Raw genomic sequence first — 14,038 nt, forward strand, 5'->3', positions numbered from 1 at the left:
CAATATAATCTGTTATTACTATTTATTAGCAATAAAAGTATTTTCCGTTTTCATAATTAATATTCCCCCACACTAAATAAACTTAACAGTTGTTTAGAACATTTTTATTTTAATAATTGATGTCCATTTTGAACATTAATTCACACAAAAAAAACGCAATAGGATTAAAAAACCTATAGCGCTTTTTTGTACTATTCTTATTACTTAATTGGACTATCTGAATATGTATTTTAAGCCCTAAACAAATACAATCCAAACCCTAATGTATCTCTCCCCCACTTCAAGTAAGTTGTTCTCCATGACCGAATTCGTTTAAGCATTGCCTCCCGATCTGGATCATTAGGATTGTCATGACAATAATTTTCAATTGAAGAGGAATAAAGCCATTCATAATCATCCCAGTCATCATCACTGGAAACATACGACCACAGAGGAATTAACCCCAAGTCCTCGCCAATCTTTACATTCTCAGCATGGGTTTTTAAATCCGACTCATTGGCTCCTCCAAGAGCCATTAAATACTCCTTACTAGGTGGCTGTTTCCAATAACCTTCACCAATGAGAATATATCCATTTTTCTTAACTAACCGTTTCAGAGTCTGTAATGTTGATTCCAACCCACCTAATGCATGTGTTGAACCAATACACATACCAAGTTCATATTCTTCTTTTTTACATTTACCGACTGCGGTACTAGCATCATCTACGATAAATTCTATATTGTCATTAGGAATTCGGCAGTCAGCATTTCTCTTTGCTTCTTTAATTGCTCCTTCATACAACTCTATTCCTGTTGCAGATACATGATATTTTTCTATAAGACGAATGATTAATTCACATGTTCCAGAACCAATATCAATAACCTTATCTTGTGAATTCAATGACACCATTTCAATCATTTTCATCATTTTTGACTCACTAATCGGGTTACTAAAAGCATGATTACGATGGGCAATCGCCGAAAATTTATTTCTATCCAATTAAACATCTCCTCAATCGTTTTTTTCAGCTATTAATCTATGAACCCTCTTGGTTTTCCCCAAAAAACAGCAGCTGAAAAATTTTTTATTTAAAAATCACGTTTACTTTTAAAGTTAAATATCTCATCAACAGCTTTGTGATATCCTCCCGATTCCCGAAAGGATTCCTTAATATTATTAACAGCGGTATGGAAAACTGGGCGATTTAACACTTGTTCAGCAGTTTCAAGTAGTTGATCGGCTGTTAAGTTTTGCATATGTAATTTAATACCTGCCCCAATGTTAGCAACTTGTTCAGCTATGACCGGCTGATCCGCGCTTTGTGGGATTACAATGAGTGGGACCCCGTAATAGAGACCTTCATTCGTACTGTTCATTCCTCCATGTGTAATAAATAATTTCGTGTACTTCAGCACTTCGGTTTGTGGAACATAATTTTTCACTATAAAGTTTTTAGGAATCTCCCCCAAATCAGATATTTGCGTTTTTCCCCCAATCGACATGACAACAGTATGATCAGTGTTCCCAAATGCCTTAATACAAAGCTTATAAAAATCAAGTGCTTGATTCACGACTGTTCCTAGTGAAATGTAAATTAGACTTTTTCCCTTGATTGCTGTAAGATCGAAGCTTTCATCCGTAAATCGTGAAGTGATAGATGGACCTACAAATTTATAAGCTGCGTCAAATTCTTCTCCATGCGGCTGAAATTCCCTAGTCGTATAAATGATTGTCAGTGGTGCAGGGTTGCAAAAAATTTCGTAAGGGGAATAGATCTCAACATTATACTTTTCCTTCACCATTGCAGTCAGCCTTTGATATTCATCATTTAATTCTTTAACTACTTCTGTAGGAATGTTTTTAGAAAGCTGTTCTAGCATATTATCAAATGATTCCTTTGTCTCTGCAAAGGTAGTACAAGAATTGATTGCCGGAAGCTTAAGGATTTGAGCAAGTAAATGTCCGCAACCAAACATAGAATCATGGATGATGTAATCGAAATCTTCTCCTTCAATCTGTTCAAGCACGCTAGGTATGACAATATCTGTTGTAAGTAAAAGACCGTTAATTCTTTCAAGTAAATAATTTCTTCCACCTGAGATAAAGGCTTTTATAAACTTTTGGCTGTCCACTGTTCGTACAGTAGCTCCGGTCTCCTCTATTCGCTCTCGAAAAGCTTCAATCGTAAAGTACACTACCTCTTCACCACGTGATATAAGCTCTTGCACAACTCCAATCGTTGGATTGATATGTCCTTCTGATCCAGGATTAATAAATAAAACACGCGCCATTTTCATTACACTCCCAAGCTATAATAATCACCTTAACTCCAAATATATATAAGGTAATATATTCAATAGTAATTTCAACTACTTAATTCATAGTGCAATTATATACAAATTAATAAACATACATCAATTAGTTGCAAGAAACAGTATGCATTTTGTTTACATAATATTATTATCGTAAATAAGTAAAGCCAACTCAACATTAAAATATTTCCTTACAAAAAAACAGACACAGATTGTGCCTGCTTCATTCGCTATTTTGTGTGTTATTGAAAAAGATTTCTTCAGAAGCCTTTTTCAAATTTGTTTCTTTCTTACTCTTACCCATTTTCCCATCAGACTCATAGCTCAGTTTAAATGTTTTATTATTTTTCTTATGCAATAGTTAATCACTCCCTTTGTTATTAGCTTGTTTTTAATTACTTACTTTATACTATTATTTTTCTCCTTCAAAAAAACACAGGTGTTTATTCCTGTGTTTAACTTAAGGACTTATAATACAATGGGCTGAATGGCCTCATTCAAGTATTGCCGAGGGGTTTCATAATAAATAATTTTATTAAATTCATGATAATTCGATTGAAAATGAATATAAATCGGTGAGTCTAAAAGCCAAGGATAATTAGAGAAAAATGTTCGATCGCCATAGATCATTGCTGCTAAAGCCTGTCTTGCCTCACGTTGGAATATCATGAAGCGAATTTTAGCATATTTCTCGTCAAATGATTCATCACTAATAAAGATTTTTCCACTAAGTACGTATTGGCCCATTTGCGGTATCCATTCAGCAAGTACCTCATCACGGTATTCCACTTGTATGGCATTGAAGTCATAATCATAACCAATGGATAAAAATGATTCGCCTGTTGTTTTCGATTGAGTCCAAGTATATTTTCTTCGATCTACTGGTCGAAATTCAGTTGCTGGAGGCAAATACAGGACAGTGATTCTCATCGGATCCCAATTACTCATTCAATGTGACCCCCTTTTTCTAACTTCATTTTCAATAGTTTATGAAGATCACATCAAAAACGTGATTAATGCCTATTTTTCTTTCTTTTTCCATCCATAATTTTTGTATCCTTTAAGATCCATTTCCCGTTTTCATAGATCCATGTTGATTCCACATTTGCAATCCAATCAGCATGAAAAGCACCACTAATTGCTTGAATCCCCACTAATCCATTCTTTTTTCCATCTAGAATTACAGGCTTTAAAACGGAATAGGCATCTACCATTAGCTCTGTAGGTTCGCTTAGTTTCCCATTTATAAAAAGCCCACTTTTTTCATAGTCCTCGCCTCTATTCCTTAAATCAAAGGTAACTGATCTCCCTGTTTCCTGTATCGTGATCGAAGCTTTATAACCATTATGAAATTGCCCATTAATAACAAGCGGATCAGGAACGGTTAAATCTGTAAACTGAAAACCCTTTAAAGTATACAAATAATGATTCGTAATTCCACCACTGCCGCCTGTTTCTACGCTTACATACACGTCCTTCACACCATCATGGTTTAAATCTACAAATTGAACATGTGGATTTAAACCGCCTTCAAATTCAGTTTCATATGCTTTTCCATTAGAGGCAGCAATATGAAGTTTAATTTCTTTTAAAAATTGCTGTCCTTCCTCGTATGGAATACCTTTAATTTCGATAACATCGTCTTTCCCATCCCCGGTTATATCCCAATTTTCCTTAGAAACGGTTATCCATTTCGTTTTATCTTCTCCTGCATAAACACCAGTAATTGAAAGTGACATAAAGAACAGCGCTGCTAATGCAAAAATCATTTCTTTTTTCAATCAATATACCTCCCTTGCATTCTTATTTTATTATGTCCACTTTTGGAAAAATAATGTAGGAATATAAGGGCATTAAACGGAAAAAGCCCCCTGCTTCTCAAGAACCAGGAGGCTTTTCATTAACTATTATGCTTTATCTTTCAAGGCTTCTTCCTTTTTTTTCCAGCATTCAATTCCATCTAATCCAGGTATGGAGTCAGCATAGAAAACAGGATCCTTTCCTTCTTTACGCTGAGCTTTGTAATCTTTTAATGCAGCAAAGGCGACTTTTCCCAGCATAACAATGGCAACTAGATTGATTAATGCCATAATTCCCATAAATAAATCGGCAAGATTCCAAACAATTGCTAAATCAACAACCGCACCGAAAATTACCATTCCAACTACAGCAATACGATATAAAAATAGTGCTGTAGGGCTGTTTTTTATAAATTCAATATTCGTTTCCCCATAATAATAGTTCCCTATTACTGACGTAAATGCGAATAAGAAAATAGCTACAGCAACAAAAATTGGTGCCCATGAACCAATATGAGAACTCAACGCAGCTTGTGTTAATTGAATTCCTGTTAAATCTGACGTTGAAAAGTCTCCATATAGAAGAATAATAAAGGCTGTTGCTGAACAAATAAGAATCGTATCAACGAATACACCAAGTGTTTGAATTAAACCTTGTTTGACCGGGTGACTAACAGCAGCAGTTGCAGCTGCATTCGGTGCACTCCCCATTCCGGCTTCATTCGAGAACAGGCCACGTTTAACACCCATCATAATTGCAGCACCAATCGTACCGCCTAAAACCTCGTCCAATCCAAATGCACCTTTAACAATCATAACAATTAGATCTGGAATTTCAGAGATATTCATGATAACTACTGCGATAGCTACAAATAAGTAAATAACAGCCATGATTGGCACAACCACTTGTGAGACATTGGCAATACGTTTAACGCCGCCAAAAATGATAATTGCCGTTAATACAGCAAGAATGATTCCCATCGTTAAACGACTTGTCCCAAATGCTTCATTAAAGGCTAAAGAAATTGTATTTGATTGGACCGAGTTAAACACAAGACCAAAACAGAATGTAATAATAATTGCAAAAACAATCCCCATCCAACGCTTTTTTAGCCCTTTTTCCATATAATAAGCAGGACCGCCGCGGAAACCATCCTTATCCTTTACTTTATAAATTTGTGCAAGGGTGCTTTCAACAAAGCTTGATGCAGCGCCTAAAAAGGCAATTAGCCACATCCAAAATACAGCCCCTGGGCCACCCGTTGCGATCGCTGTTGCAACCCCAGCAATATTTCCTGTTCCTACTCTTGAGGCTGCACTTATACAAAAAGCCTGGAAAGAGGATATTCCTCTTTTTCCATCAGCGGAGACCATTGACTTGTCACCCAATATACGGAACATTTCCCCAAAATAGCGCAATTGAACAAACTTACTTCTAAAACTAAAGTAAAGACCAAAAATAATTAATCCAGCAATTAAAATATAAGTCCAGATCATGTCATTCAAAAAGCCAATAACTGTTTCTAACAATTCCATGCTTTTCCTCCCTTGGTGTTAATCTAGATAGGTATTTTTCTATTTCAAAATAATATTACTTTGTCTAATCTATCAAAATAATAATTAATAGACAAGTTGAATTTTTTTTATATAAAAAATAAAATCCCCCACCATGAAGTAGGGGATTACATTTATTCATCTGAAGAATTCTCTTCGTCTAATACATTAACTTTCCAAACATCTGCCACTTGACCATATTCTGATTCATCAATAATGAATGAACCATTTGAATACCGATCGTTAAATCTAATAGCAGCTGCTTTCGTTGATTCAATATGGCCTTTATCCGTTTCAATAAAAACATTATCCTTACCCGATACAATAACTGATCCAATGACACGATGAGGATTGGATTTCAATTCCCTCAGCATCACAACACCGCGCTTTGCTCTTGAGGTTCGTTCAAACTCAGTCAATTTCATTTTTTTAATTGAACCACGTTGGGTAATGATAACAACAGATTGCTGTTGTGATTGATCGATCAGTTGACCCCCTACAACAAAGTCGCCATCTTTTAAATTAATTCCCTTAACCCCAGCCGCTCTTGTACCAACGATATTTACCTCTTCTTCATGGAACCAAAGGGCATAACCATTATATGTCGATAAAAACAGTTCCTTAGATCCGTCTGTCACATGAACATCGACTACTTCGTCATCGCCTTTTACATTGATGGCAACTAACGGTTTAGAATATCGTTGAGCTTGATAAAATTGCAGCTCTGTTTTCTTAACCATTCCGTACTTTGTGATAAATACGAGAAATGACTCTGAATTAAATTCTTTAATTGGAATTGCCTTGATGATTGTCTCTTCCTGATCGATAGGAATAATATTGGCAATGTGCTGGCCAAGATCCTTCCAGCGAATATCTGGAAGAGTGTGAACAGGACAATATAAATAATTTCCTTTGTTCGTGAATACGAGTAGAACATCTGTCGTATTCATTTCTAACTGTGCAAGCAAACGATCTGAATCCTTCATACCGAAATCCTGACCATTTGAAGCAGCATATGAGCGGGGACTTGTCCGTTTCACATAGCCTTCCTTTGTCACAGTTACAATTACGTCCTCACTAGCAACAAGCACTTCTAGATTGATTTTTATTTCTTCAATCTCTTCTTCAATCCTTGTTCTACGCTCATCCACATACCGCTTCTTCACATCTTTCAGTTCTTTTTGGATAACAGAATGAAGCTTCTTTTCACTTTCTAGAATTGCCATCAGTTCGGCAATTTTTTTAGCTAATTCTTCTGCTTCCGCACGTAAAGCGGTAATATCCGTATTCGTTAAACGGTAAAGCTGCAATGACACAATAGCCTCTGCCTGTGGTTCTGTGAAAGCAAATTTGGCAATTAAATTGTCCTTAGCATCCCGCTTATCCTTGGATGCTCGAATGGTAGCAATTACTTCATCAAGAATAGAGAGGGCCTTCATTAAGCCTTCAACGATATGCTGCCTTGCCTTTGCCTTTTCAAGTTCAAATTCAGATCTTCTTGTCACAACTTCTTTCCGATGCCCAATATAAGCATCCAGCAGTTCCCTTAGCCCCATTAGTTTCGGATGTCTATTATAAATAGCAACCATATTAAAATTATAAGTAACTTGTAAATCACTATTTTTATAAAGATAATGTAGAATGCCTTCTGGATCTGCATCTTTTTTCAATTCAATAACAATGCGTAAGCCCGTGCGATCTGTTTCATCACGAACTTCAGCAATCCCTTCCACTTTCCGGTCAAAGCGGAATTCATCTATTTTCTTCACAAGATTAGCTTTATTCACTTCATATGGAATTTCTGTAATAGCAATTTGCTTTTTTCCACCACGAATATCTTCGAACTCTGCTTTTCCGCGGACAATAATCTTTCCTTTGCCCGTTTCATATGCCTTCTTTATCCCCTCTACACCTTGAATAATCCCACCAGTTGGAAAGTCAGGTCCTTTCACATACTGCATCAGATCATCTACCGAACAATTCGGATTGTCCATTCGATAAATAGCCCCATCTATTACTTCAGTCAAATGATGGGGAGGGATTTCCGTAGCATATCCCGCAGATATACCCGTTGAACCGTTAACTAAAAGGTTCGGATACATGGCTGGCAGGACAGTTGGCTCTTCAGAAGTATCATCAAAGTTAGGAACCAAATCAACTGTTCTTTTCTCGATATCCTTCAGCAATTCAGAAGAAATGGCAGAAAGTCTTGCTTCTGTATAACGCATCGCAGCGGGCGGATCCCCGTCGATGCTTCCGTTATTACCATGCATTTGAACAAGGAGGTTCCGAACCTTCCAGTCCTGGCTCATACGCACCATCGCATCGTAGACAGAAGTATCTCCATGTGGATGATAGTTACCTATTACATTTCCGACTGTTTTTGCTGATTTCCTAAATCCTTTATCATGCGTATTTCCTTCAACATGCATCGCATAAAGAATTCGGCGCTGCACGGGTTTTAATCCATCACGAGCATCTGGTAATGCTCGTTCTTGTATAATGTATTTGCTATATCGGCCAAATCTATCGCCTAGTACGTCTTCAAGAGGGAGATCACGAAATTTTTCTGTTGCACTCATTATTCAATCTCCTCCTCTAACACGGAAATATTTTCATTTTCAAGAATGCTTCCAGCTTCTTCAAGTCCAAATGCTACATTGCTTTCAATCCACTTTCGACGCGGCTCTACCTTATCACCCATAAGGGTTGTCACACGGCGTTCTGCTCTTGCAGCATCATCAATGCGCACTCTAATTAGGGTTCTTGTATCCGGATCCATCGTTGTATCCCAGAGTTGGTCTGCATTCATTTCACCAAGACCTTTATAACGCTGCAAAATATAGCCTTTGCCGACTTTTTTGATTGTATCCTGAAGATCATCATCACTCCAGGCATATTCGATCACTTCTTTTTTTCCAGTTCCTCTGCTTACTTTATATAGAGGAGGAAGTGCAATGAAAACTTTTCCCGCATCAAGCAGAGGCTTCATATAACGATAGAAGAAGGTCAGAAGGAGAACTTGTATATGTGCTCCGTCTGTATCAGCATCTGTCATGATGATGACCTTATCATAATTAATATCTTCAAGATTAAAATCTGTTCCGACTCCACCCCCGACAGCATGGATAATCGTATTGATCTCTTCATTCTTGAAAATATCAGCAAGCTTTGCCTTCTCCGTATTAATTACTTTTCCTCGCAGTGGAAGAACAGCTTGGAATCGGCGATCTCTACCTTGTTTGGCTGACCCGCCAGCAGAGTCTCCCTCTACTAAATACAGTTCATTTTTCTGAGGATTACGAGACTGAGCAGGTGTTAATTTACCAGAAAGGACCGCATCTGAACGCTTTCTCTTTTTCCCACTTCTAGCATCCTCGCGTGCTTTACGAGCTGCTTCCCTTGCTTGATATGCTTTGATAGCCTTTTTGATCAATAAGGCACCCGTATTAGGGTTTTCTTCAAGGAAATAGGATAAGTGCTCAGAAACAACCGAATCCACTGCTGAGCGGGCTTCACTCGTTCCAAGCTTTCCTTTTGTCTGCCCTTCAAATTGAAGCTGATCTTCCGGAACCCTTACTGAAACAATAGCAGTAAATCCTTCACGAATATCGGATCCATCAAGGTTTTTATCTTTTTCCTTCAAAAGATTAATCTTTCTGGCATACTCATTAAAAATACGTGTCATTGCCGTTTTCGAGCCTGCTTCATGAGTACCGCCATCTTTTGTTCGGACATTATTCACAAAGGATAGGACATTTTCTGAATAGCCATCATTGAATTGGAAAGCAAAGTCCACTTCAATTTCATTATGCTGACCTTCGAAACTAACTACAGGGTGAAGGACATCTTTTTCTTCATTTAAATATTCAACAAATGCTTCAATTCCATTTTCATAATGAAAAATCTCTTGGCTCCCATTTCGGTCATCCAAGATTTCAATTTTCATTCCTTTTAAGAGAAACGCTGATTCACGCAAACGTTCACATAATGTTTCATAGTTATATATAGTTGTGGAAAAAATAGAAGAGTCTGGTTTGAAATGGACTGTTGTTCCTGATTGATTGGTCTTTCCGATCTTCTCAAGTGTTGTAACCGGCTTTCCTCCATTTTCAAACCGCTGCTCATATATATATCCATCCCGCTTAATCTTAACGACTAGCCATTCTGAAAGGGCATTTACAACAGAGGCACCTACTCCATGAAGACCTCCACTTGTTTTATACCCGCCTTGACCGAATTTTCCACCAGCATGAAGCACGGTTAAGATAACTTCGGGAGTTGGTTTACCCATTCGATGCATTCCAGTTGGCATTCCTCTGCCCTTATCTACTACACTTATTGAATTATCTTTATGTATTTTGACAATGATATGATCCCCGAAACCCGCCAATGCTTCATCAACCGCATTGTCGACAATTTCATAAACAAGATGGTGAAGACCTCTTGCATCTGTGCTTCCAATGTACATTCCCGGACGTTTTCTAACTGCCTCAAGCCCTTCAAGTACCTGTATGGCATCATCATTATAATCAAAAACTTCTTGATTTCTTGCCACAAACATACCCCTTTCAACTATTGCACAAGCATATAACACCTATTTAGTATTTGAAAATAGTTTTGTAAGAAACACAAATTTCATTCCATGTTTATAATTAACCATTTGATTAATCTATTCGTCTAAAAAAGAATAATATCCTTTATTTTTAGAAGGAAAAACAAACACTAGAACAGATGTTCCTTCGATTATTTTATCATACTTCATAAAGTCGTCTATGCTTTATTGTATCTATTTATTCGTTTTTGGCAAATGAGTTCCCCTTTTTATTGATCATTTGGCAAAATGAATGGAGCTGCCAAGGCCTTTGCCCACAACGTTTTTGAAAGATAATAAAAAAACATGAGATCGCCTGCGGATCTCATGCACTTTTTTATTATTTTGTTAATGCGTGTTCTACCTTTATGCAGCGATCCATGACGACTGTATAACCTTTTTCTTTTAAGAAATGATACGCTTCTTCATCAATGCATCCTAATTGTGCCCAAAAGATCTCAGCGTCTATTTCTGCAAACTCTTCAGCCACTGCGTACAGATGTTCTGAACGGCGGAATACATTGACAATGTCAATTTTCCCCTCAATGTCTTTTAAAGACTTCACAGCTTTAACACCCAGCACTTCATCAATGGTTGGATTCACAGGGATAATCTCATAGCCCGCATCCTGCATTGCTTTTGAAACCATATACGATGTTCTTTCAGGATTGCCGCTAAGTCCAACGACTGCGATACGTTTTGCCTTTTTTAAGATGACACCGAGCTCTTCACGGCTTGGAATTTCAATAGTCATTTATACAAAACCTCCTCATATTTTTCAACCCTAACTATATTTTACCGAAAGAATGGCATACTTTCTAATCTTTAGGCAAAAAATTTAAGAAGAGGTTTTGAAATGATTAATAAACCAACTTTTCAAGTCTTTTCACTAGACGTTTAATGGCATGATTGGATTCTTTTAGAATGATGGATTTATCCATCGTCTTCATGCTTCTATTTTCCATCAAAATCTTGCCATTTACGATCGTTGTTTCCACATCGGCTCGGGTGGCAGAATAAACAATTCGGGAAATCGGATCGATGTCATACGAAGGGTATACATGGAAATCATTTAAATTTAAAATGGCGAGATCTGCTTTTTTGCCTGGTTCAATACTGCCAATCTCACTCTCCAGTCCAACCGCCTTAGCTCCGCCAATCGTTGCCATTCGGAAGATGGTTCGCGCATTCATCGCTGTCGGTCCATGGACTGGCTTCTGGATAATAGCAGCAAGCCTCATCTCATTAAACATATCCAAATTATTATTGCATGGGGCACCATCCGCCCCAAGACTTACATGTGCATGCTGATCTAAAAGAGATGGAACTTCAGCAACACCTGAAGCAAGCTTTAGATTGGAGCCAGGGCAGTGGCTCACCTTCACACCCCGCTCCTTAATAATTCTCTTCTCTTCTTCATCAAGCCATACACAATGGGCAAGAATCAAGCGTTCGTTTGCTAAACCTATGCTATCTAAATAGACAACATTGCGCATACCATGTTCTTTTTCAACAAGCAAAATCTCACTAGCATTTTCTGATGCATGCGTATGGACTCTTACATGATATTTAGCAGAAAGATCCCTTACATTTGTTAATAGCTCCTCCGTACACGAAACGACAAATCGGGGACAAAAGGCATAATGGATACGGCCACTATCATGATTATGCCATTTCTCTAGCAAATCAACACTTTCTTGAAGTGAATCTTTTGTTTTTTCTCTTAAAAGGAAAGGAACCTCATCACCTTTATCCATCATCACCTTCCCAGCTAGTGCACGAATTCCACTTTCTGAAAGAGCTTTAAATGCAAAATCTGTGTGATGGACCGTTTCCATATCTACAACTGTTGTCGTTCCGCTTTGCAATAGCTCGCCAATTCCAAGCATAGCTGAATAATAAATCGACTCTTCGTCATGTGAGGCTTCAAGGGGCCATATTTTTTTCTTCAGCCAATCCATGAGTTCAAGATCATCTGCTTGTCCGCGGAATAACGTTTGACAAAGATGGATATGTGTCTGGATGAAACCTGGGATCACTGTACGGCCAGTTGCATCAATTATTTTTGATGCGGTATGGGGAAGATTTTTTCCAATTTCGACGATCCGGTCATCAACAATATAAATATCCCCATTAAGAATCTCTTCCTGATCATTCATCGTAATGATCTCTGCATTTTTAATTAAGATGCTGTTCATTAGCCCCCTCCTAGCATTGGACCGCTTTTGATTACAGATTATTTAACAGATAAGCATACTATTGATTTATGTTGACTCGACAATTTGCATTTTTAATGAAGTGACCTTCCATCCATTTACAGGAGCAAGATCTTGTGAACAGGTTGAACACGCAATCACAACATCGTCCAACGCCTTCAGTCTGACATAATCACCAGGTTTTGAGAGGGGTTCTGTTATTACATAATCACCAAGATCATCTACAACATTATTCATAAATAGGTTAATAGGATCCGGCATGACAGGGGGATTAATATGGTATTTCTTCAAAGCAGCTTGCAGATTATCATGGCAATTCGGATGATCCTCTTGATCAAAATCTATTTTATAGCGATAATAATCACAGGCTGGAAAGAAGAAATCATGCTTTCCTACTGTATCTTCAACAAGCTTCATAAGCGGCCGCCTTCTGTTGCTATAAAGAAAATCACCAATTTTTAGCCGGATGCTGCTTAACGATGCCCTCATATGCACAGGAGAGACATATTCACTAGGATCAGAATGATTAAAGCAGACAAAGTCACCCACCTGTTTTCCTTCCATATCAATGATAAGAAGTTCTTCGCCTTTTCGTAAAAAAGTACTTCTACCTTCATATGGCGGAATAATGATTTCTTCTCGAATTAGATCTCTATTGAACATTTAATCACCTGATTTTTATTTAATTTGTGAAAAACTAAATATTTATGCGAAAATAACGTTATATTTGCAATAAGTTCTGTTTTTTTGCAAAAATCCCATTTTATTTGCAAATCGCCATATTCTATACATATCGTTAAACCTATTCAATAAATACAGCAACAGCTCTAATAGGTGAGCCTGTTCCTTTACGGATCCGTAGGGGCAGACCAAAATAAAGAAAACGCATGCCTGCAACCTGATCAAGATTACATAGATTCTCTGTGTTAGTGATCCCGTATTCTCTGCACACAAGATGTCCTGAATAATTTGGGTCATCCGGGTGATCAATCGCCGGTGCGTCAATCCCGATATTAACTACCCCTTTATTTGCTAGCCATTTTGCGGCTAAATAATCTAGGCCAGTGTAGGTTGTTAGCCATTCATCCGTGCCATATGAGCGGTTATAGTGTCCTGTATAAAGAAGAACAATATCTCCCTTTTCTAAAAATTGTCTCGAGTGATCTAAAGCTGCTTCAAGATCTTGGATCGTGATTGACCGATCTGGAGAGACATGTGAAAGATCCAAGCAAACAGCTGGCCCATAAAAATACTCAAGCGGCATTTCATCGATGTATTTCCCATTTGGGTCATATTCATATGTAGCATCACTATGGGTTGGACCATGTTCATTGATGATTAGATTATTTGTTGCAAAGGGAAAACCAATTTTTTTCTCTGTTTCCTCATGGGTAATGTTGGGGAAAATCATTGTTGTTGGATGAAGGGGAAATACAGGCATCCCATGATAGATTTCCTGTGTTAAGTCTACTAGTTTGAATCCCATGAAATTCTCCTCTCATTCACTTTTTTTGAAAGACAAAAAGTGCTCGATATAAACAGAAAGTTGCTCGATAAGTAGTAAAGAGTGCTCGATCACTCA

At 37.6% G+C, this 14,038-nt stretch carries 12 protein-coding genes; all 12 read right to left on the reverse strand.

The window, feature by feature from the left end; genetic code table 11:
* Window positions 1-230: 230 nt before the first annotated feature.
* Complete coding sequence (locus ACFYKT_RS00980) at window positions 231-980, reverse strand: SAM-dependent methyltransferase (RefSeq protein ID WP_389214140.1); 750 nt, start codon at window positions 978-980, stop codon at window positions 231-233.
* An 89-nt stretch (window positions 981-1,069) separates the two neighbouring features.
* Window positions 1,070-2,272, reverse strand: a complete 1,203-nt coding sequence (locus tag ACFYKT_RS00985; protein WP_389214143.1) for a macrolide family glycosyltransferase — start codon at window positions 2,270-2,272, stop codon at window positions 1,070-1,072.
* A 244-nt stretch (window positions 2,273-2,516) separates the two neighbouring features.
* On the reverse strand, window positions 2,517-2,651 hold the full coding sequence (locus ACFYKT_RS00990; protein ID WP_389214146.1) for a hypothetical protein: 135 nt from the start codon (window positions 2,649-2,651) through the stop codon (window positions 2,517-2,519).
* Window positions 2,652-2,761: 110 nt separating this feature from the next.
* Window positions 2,762-3,241 carry a staygreen family protein gene (locus tag ACFYKT_RS00995; protein WP_389214149.1) on the reverse strand — a complete coding sequence of 160 codons (480 nt, stop codon included), beginning with the start codon at window positions 3,239-3,241 and terminating at the stop codon, window positions 2,762-2,764.
* 65 nt (window positions 3,242-3,306) lie between these two features.
* The gene (locus tag ACFYKT_RS01000; RefSeq protein ID WP_389214152.1) at window positions 3,307-4,074 is read right to left on the reverse strand and encodes a hypothetical protein; all 768 of its coding nucleotides are present in this window, start codon (window positions 4,072-4,074) and stop codon (window positions 3,307-3,309) included.
* 126 nt (window positions 4,075-4,200) lie between these two features.
* Window positions 4,201-5,628, reverse strand: a complete 1,428-nt coding sequence (locus ACFYKT_RS01005) for an alanine/glycine:cation symporter family protein (protein WP_389214154.1) — start codon at window positions 5,626-5,628, stop codon at window positions 4,201-4,203.
* Window positions 5,629-5,780: 152 nt separating this feature from the next.
* Entirely contained in the window at window positions 5,781-8,228 is a 2,448-nt protein-coding gene (gene parC, locus ACFYKT_RS01010; protein WP_389214157.1) for a DNA topoisomerase IV subunit A, read from the reverse strand.
* Window positions 8,228-10,204: a DNA topoisomerase IV subunit B gene (gene parE / locus ACFYKT_RS01015; RefSeq protein ID WP_389214160.1), complete on the reverse strand. Its 1,977-nt coding sequence runs from the start codon at window positions 10,202-10,204 to the stop codon at window positions 8,228-8,230. Before parE ends, parC begins: the two co-directional genes overlap by 1 nt.
* Window positions 10,205-10,580: 376 nt before the next feature.
* Entirely contained in the window at window positions 10,581-10,994 is a 414-nt protein-coding gene (locus tag ACFYKT_RS01020; RefSeq protein ID WP_389214162.1) for a CoA-binding protein, read from the reverse strand.
* Between the two features lie 106 nt (window positions 10,995-11,100).
* Window positions 11,101-12,438, reverse strand: coding sequence for a 5'-deoxyadenosine deaminase (locus tag ACFYKT_RS01025; RefSeq protein ID WP_389214165.1), 1,338 nt, complete (start codon window positions 12,436-12,438; stop codon window positions 11,101-11,103).
* Between the two features lie 66 nt (window positions 12,439-12,504).
* Window positions 12,505-13,119, reverse strand: a complete 615-nt coding sequence (locus ACFYKT_RS01030) for a DUF1989 domain-containing protein (protein WP_389214168.1) — start codon at window positions 13,117-13,119, stop codon at window positions 12,505-12,507.
* Between the two features lie 139 nt (window positions 13,120-13,258).
* Window positions 13,259-13,942: a cyclase family protein gene (locus ACFYKT_RS01035; RefSeq protein WP_389214170.1), complete on the reverse strand. Its 684-nt coding sequence runs from the start codon at window positions 13,940-13,942 to the stop codon at window positions 13,259-13,261.
* Between the last annotated feature and the right edge of the window lie 96 nt (window positions 13,943-14,038).

The organism is Cytobacillus mangrovibacter, from assembly GCF_042865275.1.
Lineage (GTDB): Bacteria > Bacillota > Bacilli > Bacillales > Cytobacillaceae > Cytobacillus > Cytobacillus mangrovibacter.

Excerpts from the sequence above, each read along its gene's own strand:
- ACFYKT_RS00985 (WP_389214143.1), bottom strand. The coding sequence starts at position 2,272 with ATGGCGCGTGTTTTATTTATTAATCCTGGATCAGAAGGACATATCAAT.
- ACFYKT_RS00995 (WP_389214149.1), bottom strand. The coding sequence starts at position 3,241 with ATGAGTAATTGGGATCCGATGAGAATCACTGTCCTGTATTTGCCTCCA.
- ACFYKT_RS01005 (WP_389214154.1), bottom strand. The coding sequence starts at position 5,628 with ATGGAATTGTTAGAAACAGTTATTGGCTTTTTGAATGACATGATCTGG.
- parC (WP_389214157.1), bottom strand. The coding sequence starts at position 8,228 with ATGAGTGCAACAGAAAAATTTCGTGATCTCCCTCTTGAAGACGTACTA.
- ACFYKT_RS01020 (WP_389214162.1), bottom strand. The coding sequence starts at position 10,994 with ATGACTATTGAAATTCCAAGCCGTGAAGAGCTCGGTGTCATCTTAAAA.
- ACFYKT_RS01025 (WP_389214165.1), bottom strand. The coding sequence starts at position 12,438 with ATGAACAGCATCTTAATTAAAAATGCAGAGATCATTACGATGAATGAT.
- ACFYKT_RS01030 (WP_389214168.1), bottom strand. The coding sequence starts at position 13,119 with ATGTTCAATAGAGATCTAATTCGAGAAGAAATCATTATTCCGCCATAT.
- ACFYKT_RS01035 (WP_389214170.1), bottom strand. The coding sequence starts at position 13,942 with ATGGGATTCAAACTAGTAGACTTAACACAGGAAATCTATCATGGGATG.